The 19931-nt window shown below is 59.6% G+C and carries 22 protein-coding genes and 2 tRNA genes; 15 read left to right on the top strand and 9 right to left on the bottom strand.

Annotated elements, in window-relative coordinates; all coding sequences use genetic code 11:
- Positions 1 to 16 precede the first annotated feature (16 nt).
- Together HU144_RS13155 and aceE are read right to left on the bottom strand one after the other, a co-directional pair.
- A complete protein-coding gene (locus HU144_RS13155; protein ID WP_235351691.1) occupies positions 17 to 1216 on the bottom strand; it encodes a PucR family transcriptional regulator in 1200 nt (399 codons plus the stop codon).
- A gap of 153 nt (positions 1217 to 1369) precedes the next feature.
- Positions 1370 to 4132: a pyruvate dehydrogenase (acetyl-transferring), homodimeric type gene (gene aceE / locus HU144_RS13150; protein ID WP_235351689.1), complete on the bottom strand. Its 2763-nt coding sequence runs from the start codon at positions 4130 to 4132 to the stop codon at positions 1370 to 1372.
- A 262-nt stretch (positions 4133 to 4394) separates the two neighbouring features.
- Between aceE and HU144_RS13145 the strand changes: the two genes are divergently transcribed.
- From HU144_RS13145 to HU144_RS13135, 3 genes are read left to right on the top strand one after another with little or no spacing between them, the layout of a single operon-like run.
- The gene (locus HU144_RS13145) at positions 4395 to 4838 is read left to right on the top strand and encodes a DUF3052 domain-containing protein (RefSeq protein ID WP_232488055.1); all 444 of its coding nucleotides are present in this window, start codon (positions 4395 to 4397) and stop codon (positions 4836 to 4838) included.
- Positions 4835 to 5305 (top strand): peroxiredoxin, encoded by a 471-nt coding sequence (locus tag HU144_RS13140; RefSeq protein WP_235351688.1) that lies wholly within the window; start codon positions 4835 to 4837, stop codon positions 5303 to 5305. The genes HU144_RS13145 and HU144_RS13140 overlap by 4 nt, the downstream gene beginning before the upstream one ends.
- Positions 5306 to 5343: 38 nt before the next feature.
- Positions 5344 to 5748: an HIT family protein gene (locus tag HU144_RS13135; protein ID WP_235351687.1), complete on the top strand. Its 405-nt coding sequence runs from the start codon at positions 5344 to 5346 to the stop codon at positions 5746 to 5748.
- A gap of 6 nt (positions 5749 to 5754) precedes the next feature.
- Here HU144_RS13135 and HU144_RS13130 read toward each other — a convergent pair whose 3' ends face one another.
- On the bottom strand, positions 5755 to 6519 hold the full coding sequence (locus HU144_RS13130; RefSeq protein ID WP_235351686.1) for a MerR family transcriptional regulator: 765 nt from the start codon (positions 6517 to 6519) through the stop codon (positions 5755 to 5757).
- A gap of 93 nt (positions 6520 to 6612) precedes the next feature.
- On the bottom strand, positions 6613 to 7794 hold the full coding sequence (locus tag HU144_RS13125; protein ID WP_235351685.1) for a trans-sulfuration enzyme family protein: 1182 nt from the start codon (positions 7792 to 7794) through the stop codon (positions 6613 to 6615).
- Positions 7795 to 7903: 109 nt separating this feature from the next.
- On the opposite strand from HU144_RS13125, the gene HU144_RS13120 reads away from it, so the two are divergent.
- Both HU144_RS13120 and HU144_RS13115 read left to right on the top strand, forming a co-directional pair.
- Entirely contained in the window at positions 7904 to 8380 is a 477-nt protein-coding gene (locus tag HU144_RS13120) for an Lrp/AsnC family transcriptional regulator (RefSeq protein WP_235351684.1), read from the top strand.
- Positions 8381 to 8426: 46 nt separating this feature from the next.
- A complete protein-coding gene (locus tag HU144_RS13115; protein WP_235351683.1) occupies positions 8427 to 8855 on the top strand; it encodes a DUF1801 domain-containing protein in 429 nt (142 codons plus the stop codon).
- A 42-nt stretch (positions 8856 to 8897) separates the two neighbouring features.
- On the opposite strand, the gene HU144_RS13110 is transcribed toward HU144_RS13115, so the two are convergent.
- Entirely contained in the window at positions 8898 to 9497 is a 600-nt protein-coding gene (locus HU144_RS13110; RefSeq protein WP_235351682.1) for a DUF2249 domain-containing protein, read from the bottom strand.
- Between the two features lie 101 nt (positions 9498 to 9598).
- Between HU144_RS13110 and HU144_RS13105 the strand changes: the two genes are divergently transcribed.
- A complete protein-coding gene (locus HU144_RS13105) occupies positions 9599 to 9940 on the top strand; it encodes a LuxR family transcriptional regulator (RefSeq protein WP_235351681.1) in 342 nt (113 codons plus the stop codon).
- Between the two features lie 123 nt (positions 9941 to 10063).
- On the opposite strand, the gene HU144_RS13100 is transcribed toward HU144_RS13105, so the two are convergent.
- A tRNA-Pro gene (locus HU144_RS13100) sits at positions 10064 to 10140 on the bottom strand.
- 82 nt (positions 10141 to 10222) lie between these two features.
- Between HU144_RS13100 and HU144_RS13095 the strand changes: the two genes are divergently transcribed.
- Positions 10223 to 10714 carry a TetR/AcrR family transcriptional regulator gene (locus HU144_RS13095; RefSeq protein WP_235351680.1) on the top strand — a complete coding sequence of 164 codons (492 nt, stop codon included), beginning with the start codon at positions 10223 to 10225 and terminating at the stop codon, positions 10712 to 10714.
- 96 nt (positions 10715 to 10810) lie between these two features.
- A tRNA-Val gene (locus tag HU144_RS13090) sits at positions 10811 to 10884 on the top strand.
- 67 nt (positions 10885 to 10951) lie between these two features.
- Here the strand turns inward: HU144_RS13090 and HU144_RS13085 are convergent.
- Both HU144_RS13085 and HU144_RS13080 read right to left on the bottom strand, forming a co-directional pair.
- Positions 10952 to 11539: a tyrosine-type recombinase/integrase gene (locus tag HU144_RS13085; protein ID WP_328284293.1), complete on the bottom strand. Its 588-nt coding sequence runs from the start codon at positions 11537 to 11539 to the stop codon at positions 10952 to 10954.
- Positions 11540 to 11953: 414 nt separating this feature from the next.
- Entirely contained in the window at positions 11954 to 12316 is a 363-nt protein-coding gene (locus HU144_RS13080; RefSeq protein ID WP_235351679.1) for a hypothetical protein, read from the bottom strand.
- Between the two features lie 769 nt (positions 12317 to 13085).
- On the opposite strand from HU144_RS13080, the gene HU144_RS13075 reads away from it, so the two are divergent.
- The 4 genes from HU144_RS13075 to HU144_RS19555 all read left to right on the top strand — a co-directional run bounded on the left by HU144_RS13075 (position 13086) and on the right by HU144_RS19555 (position 16509).
- Positions 13086 to 14390 carry a hypothetical protein gene (locus tag HU144_RS13075; RefSeq protein WP_235351678.1) on the top strand — a complete coding sequence of 435 codons (1305 nt, stop codon included), beginning with the start codon at positions 13086 to 13088 and terminating at the stop codon, positions 14388 to 14390.
- A gap of 37 nt (positions 14391 to 14427) precedes the next feature.
- Complete coding sequence (locus HU144_RS13070) at positions 14428 to 14919, top strand: hypothetical protein (RefSeq protein ID WP_235351677.1); 492 nt, start codon at positions 14428 to 14430, stop codon at positions 14917 to 14919.
- 100 nt (positions 14920 to 15019) lie between these two features.
- Positions 15020 to 16351, top strand: a complete 1332-nt coding sequence (locus tag HU144_RS13065) for a hypothetical protein (RefSeq protein ID WP_235351676.1) — start codon at positions 15020 to 15022, stop codon at positions 16349 to 16351.
- The gene (locus HU144_RS19555) at positions 16306 to 16509 is read left to right on the top strand and encodes an Ig-like domain-containing protein (protein ID WP_442862672.1); all 204 of its coding nucleotides are present in this window, start codon (positions 16306 to 16308) and stop codon (positions 16507 to 16509) included. Before HU144_RS13065 ends, HU144_RS19555 begins: the two co-directional genes overlap by 46 nt.
- Here HU144_RS19555 and HU144_RS13060 read toward each other — a convergent pair.
- A complete protein-coding gene (locus HU144_RS13060) occupies positions 16503 to 17078 on the bottom strand; it encodes a TetR family transcriptional regulator (protein ID WP_235351675.1) in 576 nt (191 codons plus the stop codon). The two genes, HU144_RS19555 and HU144_RS13060, sit on opposite strands and share 7 nt — an antisense overlap.
- A gap of 99 nt (positions 17079 to 17177) precedes the next feature.
- On the opposite strand from HU144_RS13060, the gene HU144_RS13055 reads away from it, so the two are divergent.
- The 3 genes from HU144_RS13055 to HU144_RS13045 all read left to right on the top strand — a co-directional run bounded on the left by HU144_RS13055 (position 17178) and on the right by HU144_RS13045 (position 19839).
- A complete protein-coding gene (locus tag HU144_RS13055; RefSeq protein ID WP_101574955.1) occupies positions 17178 to 17954 on the top strand; it encodes an SDR family oxidoreductase in 777 nt (258 codons plus the stop codon).
- A gap of 32 nt (positions 17955 to 17986) precedes the next feature.
- Positions 17987 to 18388 (top strand): GlcG/HbpS family heme-binding protein, encoded by a 402-nt coding sequence (locus HU144_RS13050; protein ID WP_235351674.1) that lies wholly within the window; start codon positions 17987 to 17989, stop codon positions 18386 to 18388.
- A gap of 905 nt (positions 18389 to 19293) precedes the next feature.
- Positions 19294 to 19839 (top strand): YceI family protein, encoded by a 546-nt coding sequence (locus tag HU144_RS13045; RefSeq protein WP_235351673.1) that lies wholly within the window; start codon positions 19294 to 19296, stop codon positions 19837 to 19839.
- Positions 19840 to 19931 lie beyond the last annotated feature (92 nt).

Below are 19931 nucleotides of genomic sequence, written 5' to 3'. Positions count from 1 at the left end.
GGATGGATCTTTTAAATCAGTGTGTTTTGTCGGTGTTCGACAATAGCCCGGCATCTGACAGTCGCCCGTAGACCAATGCGATGTGGATGACGAATGCGTCGCGGGAGACCGTGGGATCGAGTGAGATCGCCGAGGTGATCTTCCGGAGCCGGTATCTCACCGTATTCGGGTGGACCGAAAGTGCCTTGGCCGTGGCTTCCAGAGACGATCCGAATTCGACGTAGGCGCTGACCGTTTTGAGCAGTTGCCCGGTCCCCGAGGTCAATGGTTCGTAGTACCGGCTGATGAGTTCGTTCAGGGCGACGGTGTCTCCGGCCAGGGCGCGTTCGGGCAGGAGCTCTTCTGCCCTGACGGGGCGGGGGGAGTCGGGGCGGGCGGTGGCGGCCTTGAGCGCCATGATCGCTGCCTTCGCCGAGGTGGCGGCCTCTGCCAGGCTCGGAACTCTGGGTCCGACGATTACTTCGGATGGTCCGAAGGATTCGGAAAGTTCCTCAACGGCTTCATCGAGTTCGGTGGCACCGCCGAGGACGATGAGCAGTCGGTTATCGTGAATGCCGACGAGGGCATCATCGGCCCATTTCCGGGCCTTGCGTCGGATGACGTCGAGGCCGCGCTTGGCTGACCTCTGCGGGGCCCGTCCGACAAGTACGCTGACGGGACCTTCCGACTGCCACCCGAAGGCAGCAGTGCGGCTGGCCAGCTCATCGACGGAGTCGCCGCGAACCAGAGCATCAACGACCATTGCCTCTAAGCGAGCGTCCCAACTGCCCCTGGCCTCGGCGGCTCGGGCATAGACGTCTGCGGCGGCGAAGGCGATCTCACGAGAGTAGACGAGAACGGCCTCCCGCAGCGCCGGCTGCTCGACCGCACGTGCAATGTCGGGCACTCTCTCCTCGACGACTTCGACGACGATCTTGAGCAGCTGAAGAGTCTGCTGGAGACTGATTGCTCGGATCAGGTCGCGTGGGGCGGACTTGAAGATCTCACTGACGACTCGCAGATCCGTATCGGGTTTGCGGTACCAGTCGATGAAGGACGAGATGCCCGACTGCGCCAACAGCCCGACCCAGGATCGATCAGAGGGGGACATGCTGCGGTACCAGGGGAGCCGAGCTTCAAGTCTCTGCAGGGTCACAGTGGAGAGGACTCCCACTCCTGCCCGCAGACGGCGTGCCGTCTCTGCCCGGCGCCGGAGCGTCTCGGCGTCAGTTGTCATAGGCACCACTTTAAACGCTTCGGCACAATTCGCTTGTGTGCGACACACAAGTTTTTGTCGATTGAGACAAGTGTGGCCGGAGTCTTAGAGACTCCGGCCACACTCATAGCGGTGTCGAGTACGTTATCGAATCCGCCGCTCAGCGCGATGCGATCAGGCGCCGGCACCTTCGGTCGAGCCTGAGGTACCCGCGGTGACGTCGTCGAGCTGGTACTTCCGTGCCGCCTCGGCGGCCTTGTCGATCGAGATCGCCCCGGTGTCGGCCAGGGAGATCAGAGCCTGTGTCACGACCGAAGGCCCATCGACGTGGTAGTAGCGGCGCGCTGCTGGACGGGTGTCCGAGATCGCGTAGCCGTCGGTGCCCAGGGATGTGAAGTGGCCTGGCACATACTGACGGATCTGATCCGGAACCGCGCGCATGAAGTCCGAGGTCGCCACAACCGGCCCCTCAACCTCAGCCATCTTCTGAGTCACATAGGGCACGCGTGCCTCGGCATCGGGATCGAGCAGTCGGCCGTCTTCGGCATTCAGGCCATCGCGACGCAGCTCGGTCCACGAGGTCACCGACCACACGTCTGCCGATACGCCCCAATCCTCGGCCAGCAGCTCCTGGGCTTCGAGAACCCAGGGGACGCCCACGCCGGAGGCCATGAGCTGGACCTTCGGGCCGCCGTTGTCCGGGCCCTTCGCCAGGAGATACATACCCTTGAGCACGCCGTCGACGTCGAGGTCCTCTGGTTCAGGGGGCTGGACCATCGGCTCGTTGTACATCGTCAGGTAGTACATGACGTTGGGGTCGCGCTCATCGGCCGGATCATACATACGGTGGATGCCGTCACGGACGATGCGGGCGATCTCGTAGGTGTAGGCGGGATCGTAGGACACGATCGAGGGGTAGGTCGACGCCAGCAGATGCGAATGCCCGTCACCGTGCTGCAGTCCCTCTGCCACGAGAGTGGTGCGCCCGGCAGTGGCTCCGAGGATGAAGCCGCGTGCCATCTGGTCGCCTGCCGCCCAGAAGAAGTCACCGCTGCGCTGGAAGCCGAACATCGAGTAGAAGATGTAGAACGGGATCATCGGCTCGCCGTGTGTGGCGTAGGAGGTGCCGACGGCGGTCAGTGCCGCGGTGGCACCTATCTCGTTGATGCCCATATGGAGCAGCTGGCCGTCGGTGGCTTCCTTGTAGGCGAGGAAGAGATCCCTGTCGACCGAAATGTAGTTCTGGCCGTGCGGGTTGTAGATCTTCGCCGTCGGGAAGAACGAGTCCATGCCGAACGTGCGGGCCTCGTCCGGGATGATCGGCACGATGCGTTTGCCGAATTCCTTCTCCCGCATGAGGTCCTTGAGTACGCGGACGAATCCCATGGTGGTGGCGATCGTCTGCTTGCCCGATCCGCGCTTGCCTGCATCGAAGGCCTTGTCGGCGGGCAGTTTGAGATCGATGTGCTTGCTGCGACGCTTGGGGGAGTAGCCGCCGAGCTTCTGACGCCGTTCCTGCATGTACTTGATCTCCGGAGCGTCCTCTCCGGGATGGTAGTACGGCGGCTGCTTGGGGTCTGCTTCGAGGTCCTTGTCGGAGATCGGGATCTGGAAGTGATCGCGAGCCAGCTTGAGATCGTCGATCGTCATCTTCTTCATCTGGTGGGTCGCATTGCGAGCCTCGAAGTGAGGCCCCAGCGAATAGCCCTTGACCGTCTTGACGAGGACGACAGTCGGCTGCCCGGTATGTTCGAAGGCTGCTTTGTAGGCTGCGTAGACCTTGCGGTAGTCGTGACCGCCGCGTTTGAGGTTCCAGATCCTCTCATCGCTGTAGTCCTCGACCATGGCCTTGGTGCGCGGATCGCGCCCGAAGAAGTTGTCACGGACGAATCCGCCGGACTCTCCCTTGTAGGTCTGGTAGTCACCGTCGGGGGTGGCATTCATGAGGTTGACCAGTGCGCCGTCGCGGTCCTTGCCCAGCAAGGCGTCCCATTCGCGGCCCCACACGACCTTGATGACGTTCCAACCGGCGCCGCGGAAGTAGGCCTCGAGCTCCTGGATGATCTTGCCGTTGCCGCGGACCGGTCCGTCGAGGCGCTGCAGGTTGCAGTTGATGACGAAGTTGAGGTTGTCGAGCTCTTCGAACGCGGCAACCTGGAGCATTCCGCGGCTCTCCGGCTCGTCGAGCTCACCGTCACCGAGGAAGGCCCATGTCTGCTGTTGGGAGGTGTCCTTGATGCCGCGGTTGTGCAGGTACTTGTCGAACTGTGCCTGGGCGATCGCATTGATCGGTCCCACACCCATCGACACCGTCGGGTGTTCCCAGAAATCAGGAAGCTGGTGCGGGTGCGGATACGACGGCAGACCGGCGGGTTTGCCGTTGATCTGGTGGGACTGCTGCTGACGGAATCCGTCGAGATCGTCTCCGCTCATCCGGCCTTCGAGGTAGGCGCGGGCGTACATTCCGGGGGAGGCGTGACCCTGGTAGAAGATGTGATCGCCGCCGCCAGGGTGGTCCTTGCCGCGGAAGAAGTGGTTGAGTCCGACTTCGTAGAGCGTGGCGGACGAAGCATAGGTTGAGATGTGTCCGCCGACTTCGACTCCGGGCCGCTGGGCACGGTGGACGAGCATTGCGGCATTCCAGCGGTTCCAGCGCCGGTAGCGGCGCTCGACCTCTTCGTCACCGGGGAACCACGGTTCGTTCTCAGGCCCGATCGTATTCACGTAGTCGGTGGCTGTCAGGCTGGGCACGCCGATCTGCTTCTCCCGCGAACGCTGAAGCATCCGCAGCATGACGTAACGTGCGCGTGACCGTCCGCCCTCGTCGATGAGGCCGTCCAGCGATGCCAGCCACTCATCAGTCTCTTCGGGATCGATGTCGGGCACCTGGCTGGGCAGCCCATTGAGTATCGGTCCGCCCTGTTTCCGATTGTCCACGGTGTGGTCCTCTCTTCCGCTCCACGATCTTCGTTGGTGTTGAGATCCGGGTGATCGAGTGGAATGGAAGATCAAATCATGATTGAGCCCAGGGTCCACCAGATACTCCCATCAGCCTAGTCCTCCCGCGCGAACTTCGCTGGGGCGAAATCTTGTGATCTCGATGACGAGTTCGTGGTCTTCGATGCTCTTTGACGTGGATTGCACCGGGTTGGCGCGCCGTCATTTGCACCTCCGGCACACTTGACGGAACAATAAGGGCATGAGTAACTCCTCTTCTGAAAGGACATCTTCCACGTCGACCCTCCCCAACGAGCTGGGCCAGAACCTTGGTTTGGCTGCGGGAGACTATGTGCAAGAAATCGGCTACGACGATGACGTCGACTTGGACCTGTGCCAGGCGATCGAAAACATCATCGGTGAGAAGATCGCGGACGGTGATGTCGATGATGTCTTCGACGTCATTCTGATGTGGTGGCGCTCCGACGACGACGACCTCATTGATGGTCTCGTCGACGCGCAGGCAACATTGAAGGAAGGCGGAGTCGTCTGGCTCCTGTCTCCCAAGGCAAGTCGCCCCGGGCATATCAGCCCGGCCGACATTTCTGAGGCAGCTCCCACAGCTGGCATGCATGTGACCTCGACGGTCAGCGCTGCCGAATACTGGGCCGGCTTCCGTTTGGTGGGCAAGAAGAACTATTCATGATCCTTCGGCCCGGAGACCGGGCCCCCGATTTCCGCGTGCCCGATCAGTGCGGGTCTACGCTCCACCTCGCCGAGGTTCTACGTCGCTCGGCTGTCATCCTCGTCTTCTTTCCGTTCGCCTTCTCACCCGTTTGCGGTGATGAGGTCAGCGCCCTTGATGACCTGCGACAGTCGCTGGAGGTTGAGTTTCTCCCGGTCGAGATCATCGCCATGTCCGTGGATTCGAAGTACACACTCGCCGCGTGGTCGGAGGAAAGAGAGATCGGCCTTGATCTCGGCTCGGACTTCTGGCCGCACGGCGATGTGGCCAGGTCGTATGGGGTCTTCGACGCTGATCACGGTGTGGCCGAACGCGGAGTCTTCGTCATCTCCCGAACAGGTACGATCGTGACCAGTCGTCAGGTCGCACGAACCGAGACGCGTGACTTCTCCGTTGATGTCGCTCAAGCGCGAGCACTCTGCGGTTGAGCCAATGCGATCATCGGATCAGCAAGGAGGAATGAAACATGGCCACCATCTTCACCAAGATCATCAACGGGGAAATTCCGGGCACTTTCGTCTACCAGGACGACGTGTGCGTTGCATTCCTCGATGTATCGCCGATGACCGAGGGCCATACGATGGTCGTGCCCCGGGACGAGATCTCACACTGGATCGACGCCGACCAGGACCTGCTCGACCACCTGATGGCGGTGGCGCGACAGATCGGACGTGCTCAGCAGGAGGCCCTCGACTGTGAGCGCATCGGGCTGCTCGTCGTCGGCTACGAGGTCCCGCATCTGCACATCCACGTCCTGCCGACGAACTCGATGGACGATTTCGACATCTCTGACCGTGCGCCCATGCAGACCCCTGAACAGCTGGCAGGGCCCGCCGAGAAGATTCGACGAGCCCTGGAGCAGCAGTCCTGACTGCTTTTAGGAATCCGCGTGTGCGTCCAGGTAGAGATTGAGTGAGTCCCGGACCAGCTCGGCGCCCTCGGTGCCCCCGTAATTGGCACCGAAACGCGGATCGCTGACGTACATGTCTGCCAAACCGCGGACATATCCGTCCATATCACCGTCGGGATCATTTGCCGGAGTCCCCGGCACGGCTGTCAGCCACTGAACGTGACGACGGGCCATCTCCTGGCAGCACTTCGTTTCGGGGCCGACCCCGGCCTCGGCGGCGTTCGCCCAGTCCTGACTCAACTGGTCGACTATCGCCTTCCAAGCCTGCCTGTCTTCGGCGCTCATTGACTCCCACCATTGCGCAGACGACTCATAGGCGGCATGGCCCCAGCGTTGCGTCACTTCTTCTTTGTGTCTGCGATGGTCGAAACCGTCGAACATTTCCTCTGCCATGAGAGGTTCACCTGCTTCCAATCGTGCGATGGTCGCGGTGACGGCGGCGATCTGCCGCTCGACGCGGTCACGCTCGCGTCCGAGCATTTCCACGTGTTCGGACAATGCCGCGATCGGGTCCTCGGTGCTCTCGAGCACCTCGGCGATCTTCGTCAACGGCATCCCGAGTTCCCTGAGCAGGAGAATGCGCTGCAGGCGCAACAGCCCTGTCTCGTCGTAATAGCGATATCCGTTGTCGGCAGTGTACGTCGGTGGCAGCAGTCCGATTGCGTCATAGTGACGCAGCGTTCGGCTCGTCGTCCCCGTCATCCGCGCTGTTTCCTGTATGGACCAGTCCATGACGATCAGCTTAGAAGTTGACGTCGCGTCAATGTCAATGAGGAAAAGAGTACACGCCCTCCTCGGATCGGCAGCGGCAGAAGGTCGGCCGGCTCAGGCTGCGGCTCGGCTCGCGTCGAGAGCGACGATGAGATCGTCTGCCAGGTCATCGACGTGCTCGAGCCCCACCGAGAGCCGGATGAGACCGTCGCCGGGTTTCGCCGTGGCCGCAACCGGCCTGTGAGTCAGTGACGCCGGATGCTGGATGAGAGTGTCGACGCCGCCCAGGGACACCGCGTGGACGACGAGGCTGCAGTGTTCGACGAAGCTGCGTGCGGCCTCGAATCCGCCGGCCAGCTCCAATGCGATCATGGCTCCACCACCGGACATCTGGCGCCCGAGCAGTCCGCGCGGGTCCTGGCCGTCCAGCCCCGGGTAGTGGACGACGGCGACGGCAGGGTGCGCAGCCAGACGCTCGGCGAGTTCACCGGCGGTGGTCTGTGCCGCGCGCATGCGCACGGCAAGGGTGCGCAGTCCCCGATGGAGGAGGTAGGCACCCATGGGGTGGAGAAGGGCTCCTGTGATGGCTCGGACCTGGCGCAGACGCATCGCCCAGTCGGAGTTCGTGGCGATGATGCCGCCCATGGCATCGCCATGACCGCCGAGATACTTCGTCGCGCTGTGCAGAACGAGGGCTGCTCCGTGGGAGATGGGCTGCTGGAGCACGGGGGTGCAGAAGGTGTTGTCGACCAGCACAGGCACGTTGCCGGCGGCTGCGACGACGCCGTCGAGATCCACGAGGTCGAGACTGGGGTTGGCCGGGGTCTCCACGATGACGAGTCCGGTGTCGTCCTCGATCGCCTGGGCGATGTCGGATTCTTCGGCCCAAGTGACCCGCGTGCCCAGCAGTCCGGATTCGAGGAGGTGGTCGCTTCCGCCGTAGAGCGGACGCACTGCGACGATGTGGGGTGTTCCTGCGCTGACGGCTGCGAGGAGGGCCGCGGTCATTGCGGCCATGCCCGTGGCGAATGCGACCGCTTCGTCGGCGTGCTCGAGCTCGGCCAGGGCCGTTTCGAAGCGTGCGACACCGGGCTGCCACAGGCGCTGGTAGACGGCCGAATCGCCGTCCTTGAGCGAATGCCCGCTCGCCAGCCATTCGTAGGAGTCACCGCCGGTGGCGACATCGTTGACTGGGTTGGTGGTCGAGAGGTCGATGGCCGGAACGTGGACTCCTGCCTCGGTGAGGCCTTCCATGCCGCCATGGACCATGAGCGTTTCTGGGTGCAGTGAGGTCATGTCAGCATTCAAGCTATTCCTGTTATGAACCGCAATCATCAGTCAAGAATCCGTGATTTTCTGTATTCCCATCGAAGCTTCTTGAATCTTATATGCCAGACTGTGAGTCATGTCGCAGAAAGTGGAACTCGATGATGTTGATCGACAGCTGCTCAAGGCTCTCAGCGATGATGCCAGAGCATCGGGCACCGCCTTGGCCTCGGCGGTCGGCATCTCCGAGTCGACGGTTTCGCTTCGCCTCAAACGTCTCAAGACGCTGGGCGTGATCAGAGGCTTTCGTGTCGACATCGATGCTGCAGCTGTGGGCATCCCGCTGCAGGCTCTGATCTCCATCCGTCTGGCCAAACATGACCGAGCTGAGATCGATGCCTTCACCGCCGCGGCACCGCAGTTCCCCGGGGTGGTGCGGATGTATCACATGGCCGGAGCCGATGACTATCTGCTCCACATCGTCGCCACCGACACCGAGGCGGTCCAGTCCTTCGTTCTGGACTACCTCACCCGCTACCCGGCGGTCGCCCACACCCGAACCAACCTCATCTACAAGGTTCAGGATGGTTCGGCCTGGATTCCCGACGGCGCCTGAGCCTCGCTGCGGTGCCTGATCACCGTCGAGAGGCCATAATTGAACCATGACCGCTCAGAAGACACAGCCCACCGACGTTGACGTCAACGAGTTCCTTGCAGCTGCCGTTCCCAATAAGCGACGCGAGGATGGGTTCGCGCTGGCTGCGATCTTCGCCGAGGTCACCGGCACGCAGCCGGTGATGTGGGGTCCGTCGATCGTGGGGTACGGACAGTATCAGTACGTTTCGCCATCGAATCCGCGCAACCGCGGTCACTGGCCAAAGACCGGGTTCTCACCCCGTAAGACTCAGCTCTCGCTCTACGGGCTCAAAGACTCACCTGCCGGAGCGGCGCTGCTGAGCAGCCTCGGTACGTACACCGAGGGCGCTGGATGCGTGTATGTGCGCAAGTTGGAAGACATCGACGAGGCGGTGCTGCGCAGACTCATCGCCATTGCGTTTGGCCGCCCAGATGACCCCGAGCCAGCGCCCTGATCACAGCCTGGACCGCAGGGTCGCACTGATGCTTCGGCTGAGTCAGTGTCGACTGGTGATCGTCAGTCCCTGTTTGCGCTGATGGACTGAGAAATATCGCAGGCCTTGGGACTCATCGGCGAGGAAGCGTCGACGAGAGAGACGCGGCAACCAGACTATCTGGCCCGGTGCGAGCGGGATCGTGGTCAGCTCTGTCTCCAGGGTTCCGCCGCCGTCGAGGATGTGGATGAGCACATCGAGGCCGGGCCCCATGTGTTCCTTGATCTCACCACCGGGTGCGAGCGCGATGATGTTCGCATCGAGATCACGCGACTGAGGCTGGAGCTGCCATACGGAACCTGAGGTCTCCGCAGGCCCGTTGAGTTCCTCCACATCGGCCAGGACGCGGGGGAGAGGCGTCGCTGCCCGTTTGCTGATGAGGACCCGGAAATCCTCGTCATCTGATGACTGTGGTTCCCAGGCCATCGCCTCGGCGAACTCCTCCTCCATCTCACCCTTGAGATTCTTGGGTTCGTGGTCGTTGATGAGGATCAGACCTGAACCGACATCGAGTTTCTGATAGGCCGCCATGATGAGCGGATGCCGCTCAGGCTTGGGAACCGTCCGAACGTCAATGGTTTCGGATACTGGGCCATCGGCCATGGTCAACCTCCAAAGTCAGTCTCACATCGATCAACTACAAGTTAGCATCAGGACTGAGAGGTCTGCGCAGCAAAAATCGAACGAGCAGGACAGGACAGATGATGACTGACAATTCACACGCCCAGAACCTCGGCGAGCTGGCCGACGAACTTCTGGAAAAGGCACGGGGCGCCAACAGCGGGCGGGCAGCCCACAGCGTCTACAGCGGGCGCTATCTCAAGCAGGCCCTGCTGACGTTGACGGCAGGGACCGCGATGGCAGAGCATGACTCACCGCCAGAGGCGACGCTGCAGGTGCTGCGGGGGAGTGTGGCTTTGTCATCAGCAGAGGACTCGTGGGACCTTCGCGTCGGAGACCTCATGACGATTCCTCCGGAGCGACACTCCGTGCAGGCGCACGAGGACTCAGCATTCATGCTGACCATTCGAACCGATGTCAGCTGATCATCCGGCGCAGTTCCAATGTGGATTCCACCGGTTCTGACCAGGCGGGATATCCACCGGGGCACCTAAGGACAAGAAAAATGTGCCGCAACATCGAGTGAACGATGTCGCGACACATTTCATTGGTCGGGATAGCGGGATTCGAACCCACGACCTCCTCGTCCCGAACGAGGCGCGCTACCAAGCTGCGCTATATCCCGTGACCAGGAACTACTATAGCGATGGCGACGCGTTCTGAAAAATCGGTACGGTCAACCGACTGTGAATGGAAGGAAAGTCTCATTGGCACTGACTGCCGGGAGCATCACGACAACCGCCCTCGACATCCTTTCACGCTACGGATTGGGCGATCTGTCGATGCGCAGGCTCGCGCGTGAGCTCGAGGTTCAGCCCTCCGCCCTGTATTGGCACGTCAAGGATAAACAGGAGCTCTTCGTCCTCATCGCCACACGCATGAACGCAGAGGTGGATGCGCGATGCCCGTCGACTTCTGACCCACTTGTAGCTGTGATGGCGCTGCGTGACATCCTGCTCACATACCGTGACGGTGCTGAGATCATGTTGCTCGGCTACTCGATTTCCCCCAGCGAAGTGACTCCCAGCGCGTTGAGCGTCGACGCATTGGGACAGACGGTCTCCCAGGGTGTGATGGCACATGCGCTCGGGGCCGTGGCGATCGAGCAGAACCGCAGCCTCTTCGGCATAGGGAACGACGATGCAGGTGAGAACTTCGCGACAATCGCGGCACGCCTCCTTCGCACCGAGGTCGTCTGAACGAACAAGTCGACAGGACAAGCAATTCGTCTGCCCGCCTGCCGTATGGCATACTGGTCAAGCGCGATCGAGAGCCATAGCTCTCGATTTGCTGTGGGGCCTATAGCTCAGTTGGCTAGAGCATCTCGCTTACACCGAGAGGGTCGGGGGTTCAAGTCCCTCTGGGCCCACCTTTGAACAGTTGATAAGTTGCCTGGTGAGAAGCCTAGAAGTGCTAGTCGGGCCGTTGGATTTGGCTCATTTGCCCACATTTTGCCCACATTTCATTCTTAACTGTTCTGATCTATGAGCATCCAAAGCCTCTGAAACCTGGTCCAAATCGTCGTCGAAAAGGTCCGAGTACGTGTCAAGAGTCATCGCCGCCGATGCATGACCGAGCATGTGTTGGAGAACCTTGACGTGGGCGCCTGACTGAACAGCCAGGCTGGCAGCTGTGTGGCGCATATCGTGGATACGCATTTGCGGCGGAACCTCCGCCTCTTCTTTGGCCAATGCCCACCATGAACCACCCGTCCCACCTTCGCTGCGACCTTTCGGCTTTGGTCGCAAAATGAATCCGCCACGGCGCGGAGCCTCGAAAACCAATGAGGCGTGTGACTTTTCTGCGCAGAAGTCTTTCAACTCATCCGCAAGGAAGCCGGGCAGAGGTGCGGTTCGCTTCTTTCCACTCTTCGGAGTGCCCACGTGGAATTTGCTACCTGACTCAACAGCATTGCGCACGATTCTGACTCGTCGCTTCTCAAAGTCCAGATCGCCGACTCGGAGCCCTGTAATCTCTCCCCACCTCATGCCTGTGTAGCAAGCCAGGTAAACGAGCAGCGGCACTCCGAAGTGCTTGATCGAATGTTCAGATGATCCGCCGATATTCCCAGTAAGCCTGCGAAGTTGAGCCTCTAGACGGTGAGGCTAGGTGTCTCACTTGTCGGCGATCGGACGAGTGCCTAGGTCCAATCAGGCAGCCGACGGGCCCACCTGTGAACAGGTTGACCAGTCAGCTGCCCTTCGCTATGAGTCTAACCAGGCTAGAAGCCCGCGGATTTGCGTTCGTCGTCTGTTGCCAGGCGAAGAGTCTCTACCGACACGACGTTAGTAATCCCATTTTTCTCAGAGACGTATGCCTGTCCGATCGAATCGTACATAGAAAGCTCACCGACGGTGTCTGGGCCGGGAGTATCTCGGACCACAGCGTAATCAGATTTGGTGTCGTCGCTGACGACTATCGATCCAATCGGTATTTCGTTAATTGCATCCACGGGCTGAGTGGTTTCCCTTCTTCCAATACGCGGTAACGATGCCGGCCTCTTGCGGCTTCCTGAAGCCTTTGAACTTTACCTTCTTGGTGTTGTAAACGACGCACATGGTGCGGTTCTGCTTCTTGCCTTTGCCGATTTTGTATTGCGCCGCAAAAACAAGAAGGCCGTTCTTCGCGCGATGTGGCTTCTTGGAATTCAGGGCTCTGGCCCACTGCCGCTTCGCGGCCGAAGACAGCTCGTGATTTGAAGTATTGCCAGTCGAGCCGCCTTGCTTGATATGCACGTAGCCCCATTTCGTGGTTCCGTACCGGAGACCCCCGGTCTTGCCAGATACCTTTGTCTGCCACATTACCTTTCCAGGGTTGGTAGCGGCTTCAGCGGTGTTGGGGGCTACGAAGGATAGTGACCCAGCGAGTAGACAAGCCACAGTTAGGGCAGCAAAGACTCGGATGGTGGACAATAACGACTTGTTCAATTTTTCCTCTTTTTCAAGTTGGATGTACGGCCCACCCGACCTCCGGATTTTGCTCCTTGACGAAGTTGGCTTCGATAGCGGTAGAGCCGGTGAGGCCAGTCCCATCGGCTTATACCTGGACGACATTGGGTGACGTGGTTTCGGGGTGCGCGTCGAGTAACTCGCCATCAGTTCGGCGAAATTGGTCCGACTGGATCAGCCTCGGACCAGGAACACAGGCCTGGATGGGCGCGCGTTCACTGTGTTCGATCGGGCATTTGATATTAGTAGCAGGTACACAGGGAAGTCCTTTCAGTAGTTGCAACTTCTCCACTGTCCCCGATGAGGTTCGATCAGCACATCCCTCAAAAAGATGAAATTGTCCACCTTTGGGGTCACTGTCTGTACACAATTGAGATTGCTGGCCGCGCTACGTGTGATCATGCCGCAATTTGGATTCAGTCCTCATCCAATGGCACTCCGAAGTGCTTGATCGAATGCTGGCGTGCTGAGCGTTGAACCCATGTACGGTCCAGGCTCACCTCGTGAGGTTTGAACGTCTGGGGTCCCGCAGGGGAGTCGATCGTATTGGGAGTTCCTCAAGAATTACCCGAATGCCGATGATCTGACTCTCTATGGTGTCGGCGATGGTGAGAAGTCGACCATGACGATCACCGAGTACCGCCTCAAGCCACCGGAGGCAGAAGATGACCACTACAGCGTCGATGCCGGTTCGTCTGTGAAGCTGACGTTTGATGACCTGACGAAGAACGACAAGGTCCTCGACGGTGAAGTTACCGAAGTCACCGGCGACGACGTCAAAGGTCTGACGTGGGATGCCAATTCCGGTGAGATCACCTTCGATGCCTCAGAATATGAGCCCGGCGAAGAAGTGACGTTCACCTACAAGGTTCGTCACACCCAGGATCGAGACAAGAATCGCTCGGGGCAGAATGACGAGGCTGAAGGAACGGTCACCATCACCATTGGTGAGGACGGCAAAGCCCACGCCAGCGCCCCAGCTGAGAAGTCCAAGAGCGCCGAGCTCGCGGATGCGAAACCAGACGATGATGAGAAGTCGGCCGAAGCTGATGAGACCTCATCCGGTGACGCTGATGATTCCAAGGCTTCAGATGAAGCTGGCGATGACGACGAGAAGAGGCCAGATTCCATGGTGAAGGTCTCGAACGATATGGCGATCGCACCGGTCGACGAAGAGGATTCTGAGGACTCGGACGAATCCACGACCGAGGATGATGCCGGCAAGGGCTCAGAGAAGGTATCGAACGATATGGCCCACGGGACTGTCGAGGATCCTGAGTCGACTGATGAAGAAGAGTCGCAGAAGCCTGATGCCAGCGGTGAAGAGGCGCCCAAGGACGAGAAGTCCGATGACGAGCAGAAGTCGGTCGCTCCTAAGGCTGTCGATACTCAGCCAGCCAAGAAGAAGGGAGATTCCACGGGCGACAGTTCGTCGAAGAAGAAGTCGAGCAAACCAAAAGTCGCCGAGACTCAGCCTGCCGAGAAGCCAAAGTCTGAACCTGCACCGAAGGCCGTCAACACACAGCCCGCTAAGAAGAAGGCAACTCCGGCACCCAAGGCTGAGGCTCCGAAGAAGGCTGTCGCTAAGGCTCCGACGAAAACGGTGGAAAAGCCAGCGAGCTCACCCACACAGCCAAAGGCACCCGTGGCAAAAGCACCAGCGCCCAAGGCTCCCGAGAAATCGAGCAGCGTGACGACAAAACGTGCCTCGAATCCGAAGTCGCTTCATTCTCCGTCCTCGGTTCCGAATGCTCCGGCGAAATCAGACGGCGGTACGAGTGCCGAGAAGGTGCCCGCACCAAAGGCGAAATCCGGCCAGTCCACCGGTGCCTCAGCGTCTCCATCGGGGGCCAAATCCTCGGAGCCCAGCAGCTCGAGTTCAGCCCCATCGAAGGGTGGCGGACAAACATCAGGTGATGGGGCATAGACCTAGTGAGCGCAATTTCAACTCAGAAGGACACACCATGACAATCATCGACAACGACACCGACCTGACCGCACTTCCCTTCGTCGTCATCACCCTCGACAAGGGCACCCAGGAGACGGAGTACCACGGCTGCAAATCTGCCTCCGAGGTCCCCGACTTCGTCATCGACGGCTACTCTGACCTCGATGACTCGGAGGCTCTCAAGGCCCGCATCTCTCTGATCGAGGATTCGGTCATCCCGGTCATCACCGAGCTTATCTACGGTGGCTATCTTGCCGAGAACGGGCAGAAGCATCTGGAGCAGCGTGACGAGGAGATTCTGCTCTCGGGCTTCAAAGATGATTTCGGAATCATCGACTGGACGCATGAGGAGATCCCGCTCATCGTTGCCAGCACGCAGTTCTCGCCGAACACCGATACTCCTCGGCCTACGGGCAATGTTGAGATCATCGAGGTCGACAATGAACTGGCTGTCATCCGTGCTCTGGCCAGCAAGAAGATCCTCAACGTGATGGAGAACAACGGCTGAGGAAGACCGAACGAGTCCCTGCACCTGTCGACTGCGCTGAGAATCGGCGCATAGATAGGGGTAGGGACTTTTTCGTATCAACACACGGAGTACTGAATATATGGCTGATGAGACGACTTCCAAGGGCAATTCGACGAAAGTGAAGATTGGAGCGATCGTTGCGATTGTGCTTGCGCTGCTGGTCACAGCGGTGTCGTGTTCCGTGAATACGCTGCTGTCCGACCCGACTTCTCAGTCGAAGGTCACAGATTCGAAGACGCCGAACCCGTCTTTCACTATCCCCGCCGATGAGGGTGATGAGGGCGACGATGACCAGACGGATAAGTCGGCCTCGAATGAGCCGTCAGACACTTCAAATCCGTTTGGTGACCCAGGACGTGACAATGCCTCGGGTGGCCAGCCAGATGACGGAAGTGACAATTTTGCGATGCCGCAGGCACCTTCAGACAACGCACCCTATATTCCTGACCCGACTGGCCCTGGCAGCTCTGATGACGACGACGAAGAAGACGACAAGGGAGCGAAAGATAATGAGGGTGACAACGGCTCTGATGATCGCGAAGGCAGTTCGCCCATCGTCCCTCCAAGCCCACCGAACCCGAACCCCGGTGACGACGATGATGCCGGCAGCGGTTCGTCGGACGGTGACGATAGCACCAACACGGCTTCAGCTTCAGCTAACGCCAACAACGATTCCGACGGCAGCGGCAGTGCCCCTGATTCGAATACGGGGTCCGATTCTGCCCAGAGTGGCAACGATGACGGCAGCGGCGATAACGCTTCATCCGACGCCTCGAGTTCAGACGGTGGCTCGACTGGCTCCGCGGATGGATCCAGCAACAGCGACGGCTCCGACTCCAACGCGAATGGTCACGCCAACGCCGGGGGCGGGGACGACGACGGCGAAGATCCCGACCCGCAGTACCCGCCAGTGGCCGAAGACTCTGTAATCAACGGGCTCAATGGCAAGCGCGGCGAAGCTGGGACCACACTGCTCGTGACCGAGGCGCCGGAAGATAAGGACGCCTATGAGACCTCGGACCCATTCGGCCAGATCGAGGTCACAGACACGGACGGCGATGCTATCGATGAGCTATTGGCCTCAGCTCTCGACCGCTTCGACCTCCTGCATGACTATGGCGAGGATGCTGTCGTCGTGGTTCATGTCGAGACTGAAGAGAGTGCCGACGGCATTCGCGTCAGCGTCAGTTACGAGGTCTTCACTCCGATTGAGCCTGTTGCCGAAGACGATGAAGCCACCATTGACACTGCGAAAGACGATTCAGTGCTCATCGATGTCACTGGCAACGATGACTTCCGCGGTGACATCACTATCGCAATTGTCGATGCTCCAAAGAATGGCCAGGCAGCCGTCGAAGCACCTCAATCCGTTACACACCAGACGAGGGAGATGCCGTCCGCGATTCGCTGAAGTACTCAATCACCGACGCTCGCGGTCAGACCGCAGAGGCCAAGGTGACGATCACCATCGAGAGGCCTGATGAGTCCAGTGAGCCAGAGCCAACAAAGTCAGCTCCAGTCTCGGTGCCGACTGCTCCGTCAGTGAAAGAGTCAATTCCAGCTCAGTAGGTGTGATTGACGGTGGAGGTGGTGCCAACTAGTGCTCGTACCGAAACCATGAGTATTTCGCGGTGTTGCTGAAGACGTTTCGTAGCCCACTCATCATGTGTTGAGTGGGCTCGAAGCGCAGAAGATGCGTACTGCCAGGCGGTGACCTGACCGAGCAATAGAGCAAGCACGTCGACTGCGTTGTCACCAAAGAATTCAGTGAGGGCGGCGACCTTAGGCGCGTAGGCTTCGATCTCATCGGCCGATGCCTTAGCTCTTTCCAAGTTCGCCCATGAGGTGAGTCGCAGAATCTCCGGGTGGGCGACGAAATAGTCGAAGAGTGCTCCTGCATACGCAGGTAGGTCTTCGGCAGTGAAGGGCACCTCCTCAGCCATCTCCGTCAGCGCTGTCGCCACGACCAGATCGAATAGGTCACCCTTCGGTCCGAAATGGACGTAGATCGATCGTTTATTGACCCGCCCTTCATCAGCGATCCGATCCACACGGGCTCCAGCGAGACCGAATTGCGCAAACTCGGCACGCGCTGCGCTGAGAATACGTCGCTTGGTGTCAGTGGCATCTGGTGGCATGTCCCCAGTCTAAAGGTAACCATCTAGTTATTGACGCCGGGGTCGCCATGTGACAAGCTTTCGTCCGTAAGTATCCAGATAGTTACCTAAGGAGTAGCCATGTCCCAGAAGATCCTCATCACCGGTGCCAGCAGCGGATTCGGTCAGGGAGCCGCACTTGAACTCGCCCGGCAGGGCAACGAGGTGATCGCAGCAGCTGAGACTTGGCCCCAGGTCCGAAGCCTTCGTGCTGATGCTGTCGCAGCTGGAGTCGAGCTGACAGTCATCAAGCTCAACCTGCTCGACAGTATCGATGTCGCACATGCAGGAACATTCGACGTGGACGTGCTCGTTCTCAACGCTGGAGTCATGGAGGGCGGAGCCGTCGTCGACATTCCGATTCAGCGCGTGCGGGAATCGTTCGACATCAATCTGTTCGGGCACCTCGAACTGGTCCAGGCAATTGTGCCGAAGATGATCGCCCGCAAGAGTGGTCGAATCGTGTGGACGTCGTCCATGGGCGGGATACTCGTCGTGCCATTCCTTGGTGCCTACTGTGCCACCAAGCACGCGATCGAAGCTGTCGCAGGTTCGATGAAGGCCGAGCTCGAGCAATTCGGAATCAAGGTTGCCACAGTCAATCCAGGTGTCTTCGGAACCGGGTTCAACGACACTGGCGCCGAGAGCTACGTGCAGTGGCACGATGCCGGCACCGCACACGTTCCGATGCCCGATTTTGGCCCCTCGCTGGCGGATCAGGCGGATCCACAGGAGATGGTCGATGCAATGGTCGAGACAGTCATCTCCGATGACCCGGACTACCGGACGATGAGACCGCTGGAGACCATCGAGGCCGCCAAGCAGTGGCAGGAAACTGAGTGGACGCAGAAGGCCTGAGGCCAGTCATCATCAGAAAGGATTTGAACAATATGTCACGCCCCACGATCACCCTGGAAGCCGCGAGCAAGATCATCGACGCCGGGCAAGAGAAGGCGCGCGATCTCGGCCTGAACGCCGTCTTTGCAGTCCTCGATGGCGGAGCGAACCTCGTCGCCTTCCAACGAATGGACGGAGCTTGGTTAGCGTCCAACGATCTTGCACTGGCGAAGTCTCGGACCTCGGTCATGTTCGAAGCACCGAGCGAAGCTCTGAATTCGCCACTACAGGCTGGAGAGCCATTCCCACACTTTGACCATACGAACGGAGGGCTCCTTCTTATGGGTGGGGGAGTCCCGATAGTCAACGACGACGGACAGCTCATCGGTGCGCTCGGAGTCTCGGGTGGCACTCCGGAGCAGGACGCCGAGATCGCCCGGACAGCAATCAGCTAAGCAACATTTGCGACCGCATGGCTTTATGTCGAGCGAAGCGTTGAAGTAATCAATAGGCAGGTGGGGAATCGAGACGGCTCGATACCCCACCTGCCTATTCAACGACAGCACTTCATTCGTCCAGGAAGCACTATGGCGACCGCGACAAGACAGAATCCGTACCCGCGAAACGGGGCAACGTTTGCCGCGCTCACATAACAAAGGGCCTCGACGCTGACTTGTTTCAGTGTCGAGGCCCTTTGTTGTGGGTTCGTCTATTTCTTGCTGGCGAGCTCAGCCTTGCGCTCGTCGATGAGCTTCTTCATGTGGCGCTGAGCCCTGAGACTTCCTTGAGGACCGAGTTCGATTGAGGGCTCTGATACGATCCCTTCCAGGTCGCGCTGGGGACAAGATCCAGAGTTGCTGAGAGATCTAGTAGCGCGGTTCTGTCGTTCGGCTTCAGCCACTGTTAAAACACGGTCCAAGACCGGCGGGTTGATCTGCCCACAATTTGCCCACAATTTCTTCTCAAACCCCTGTTTTCAGAGGTGCTAACGTGATGACTGTGGCCCTAGAATTCAAGGCCCACACCCCCCACCTGGGACGTAGAAAGATTTCAAGTCCCTCTGGGCCCACCGCAGTACCTGCCCAGTGCTTTCGTTCCATTTCAGATCTTTAGCGGATATCGCTCCCGATCAGCCACGGCAGCGTCTGCCTTCTCCAGGTTTCCCCGCCGTCTTCCACTGCACAATGCGCCGATTTCATTGCCGCAAGGGACTTTGTCCATTTAGTGGGCATCGGACATGACAGCACAGTCGAAAAGCCGATACGCTGAACGCGTCTGTACGCCAGTACTCTCACAGTGCTGCCCTGGGCCCTCATCACCGAGTGTCCATGATCTACGTCCGGCCTAAAGGAGCACCATCATGTCAACCGACGAGCAGTTGACCGGCACATGGGTCATCGACCCCGCACATACTCGCCTCGGATTCTCGAGCCGTCACGCGATGGTCACCCGTATCCGTGGTGCTTTCAACACCGTCGAAGGCAAAGCCGTCATCGACGCTGCGGACCTCTCGAATGCCGAAATCACCATCACGATCGACGTTGACAGCGTTGACACCCGGACCCCCGATCGTGATGCTCACCTGCGAAGCGCCGACTTCTTCGGTGTCGAGAACTATCCGACGATCACATTCAAGTCCACCGGGGTCGATGAGGTCGAAGAAGGAAGCTATATCGTCAACGGCGACCTGACGATTCGCGATATCACCCGACCTGTCTCTGTTCCCCTCGAGCTGCTGGGAGTCGACCGCGACCAGAATGGTGATCTGAGAGCTGGTCTCGAGGGCAAGCGCCGCATCGATCGTAAGGACTGGGGCGTGACGTGGAATACGACCTTGGACTCCGGCGGCCTGCTCGTCAGTGACAAGATCACCCTCGAGTTCGAGCTCTCCTTGATCAAGGAATAGTCAGAAGCACGGATCGCATGGAGAGGCGGTCAGAGGGCACTCCGCAGTGTCCCCTGACCGCCTCTTAGTCGTGTGCCATGGTAGCGCGGTCC

The organism is Brevibacterium sp. UCMA 11752, assembly GCF_021532235.1.
GTDB lineage: Bacteria > Actinomycetota > Actinomycetes > Actinomycetales > Brevibacteriaceae > Brevibacterium > Brevibacterium antiquum.
This window is presented reverse-complemented; position numbering and strand designations above follow the sequence as displayed.

Bases quoted from the DNA above. Each gene is read 5' to 3' on its own strand.
- HU144_RS13155 (WP_235351691.1), bottom strand. From the start codon at position 1,216: ATGACAACTGACGCCGAGACGCTCCGGCGCCGGGCAGAGACGGCACGC.
- HU144_RS13145 (WP_232488055.1), top strand. From the start codon at position 4,395: ATGAGTAACTCCTCTTCTGAAAGGACATCTTCCACGTCGACCCTCCCC.
- HU144_RS13140 (WP_235351688.1), top strand. From the start codon at position 4,835: ATGATCCTTCGGCCCGGAGACCGGGCCCCCGATTTCCGCGTGCCCGAT.
- HU144_RS13135 (WP_235351687.1), top strand. From the start codon at position 5,344: ATGGCCACCATCTTCACCAAGATCATCAACGGGGAAATTCCGGGCACT.
- HU144_RS13130 (WP_235351686.1), bottom strand. From the start codon at position 6,519: ATGGACTGGTCCATACAGGAAACAGCGCGGATGACGGGGACGACGAGC.
- HU144_RS13125 (WP_235351685.1), bottom strand. From the start codon at position 7,794: ATGACCTCACTGCACCCAGAAACGCTCATGGTCCATGGCGGCATGGAA.
- HU144_RS13120 (WP_235351684.1), top strand. From the start codon at position 7,904: ATGTCGCAGAAAGTGGAACTCGATGATGTTGATCGACAGCTGCTCAAG.
- HU144_RS13115 (WP_235351683.1), top strand. From the start codon at position 8,427: ATGACCGCTCAGAAGACACAGCCCACCGACGTTGACGTCAACGAGTTC.
- HU144_RS13110 (WP_235351682.1), bottom strand. From the start codon at position 9,497: ATGGCCGATGGCCCAGTATCCGAAACCATTGACGTTCGGACGGTTCCC.
- HU144_RS13105 (WP_235351681.1), top strand. From the start codon at position 9,599: ATGACTGACAATTCACACGCCCAGAACCTCGGCGAGCTGGCCGACGAA.
- HU144_RS13080 (WP_235351679.1), bottom strand. From the start codon at position 12,316: ATGTGGCAGACAAAGGTATCTGGCAAGACCGGGGGTCTCCGGTACGGA.
- HU144_RS13075 (WP_235351678.1), top strand. From the start codon at position 13,086: ATGACGATCACCGAGTACCGCCTCAAGCCACCGGAGGCAGAAGATGAC.
- HU144_RS13070 (WP_235351677.1), top strand. From the start codon at position 14,428: ATGACAATCATCGACAACGACACCGACCTGACCGCACTTCCCTTCGTC.
- HU144_RS13065 (WP_235351676.1), top strand. From the start codon at position 15,020: ATGGCTGATGAGACGACTTCCAAGGGCAATTCGACGAAAGTGAAGATT.
- HU144_RS13060 (WP_235351675.1), bottom strand. From the start codon at position 17,078: ATGCCACCAGATGCCACTGACACCAAGCGACGTATTCTCAGCGCAGCG.
- HU144_RS13055 (WP_101574955.1), top strand. From the start codon at position 17,178: ATGTCCCAGAAGATCCTCATCACCGGTGCCAGCAGCGGATTCGGTCAG.
- HU144_RS13050 (WP_235351674.1), top strand. From the start codon at position 17,987: ATGTCACGCCCCACGATCACCCTGGAAGCCGCGAGCAAGATCATCGAC.
- HU144_RS13045 (WP_235351673.1), top strand. From the start codon at position 19,294: ATGTCAACCGACGAGCAGTTGACCGGCACATGGGTCATCGACCCCGCA.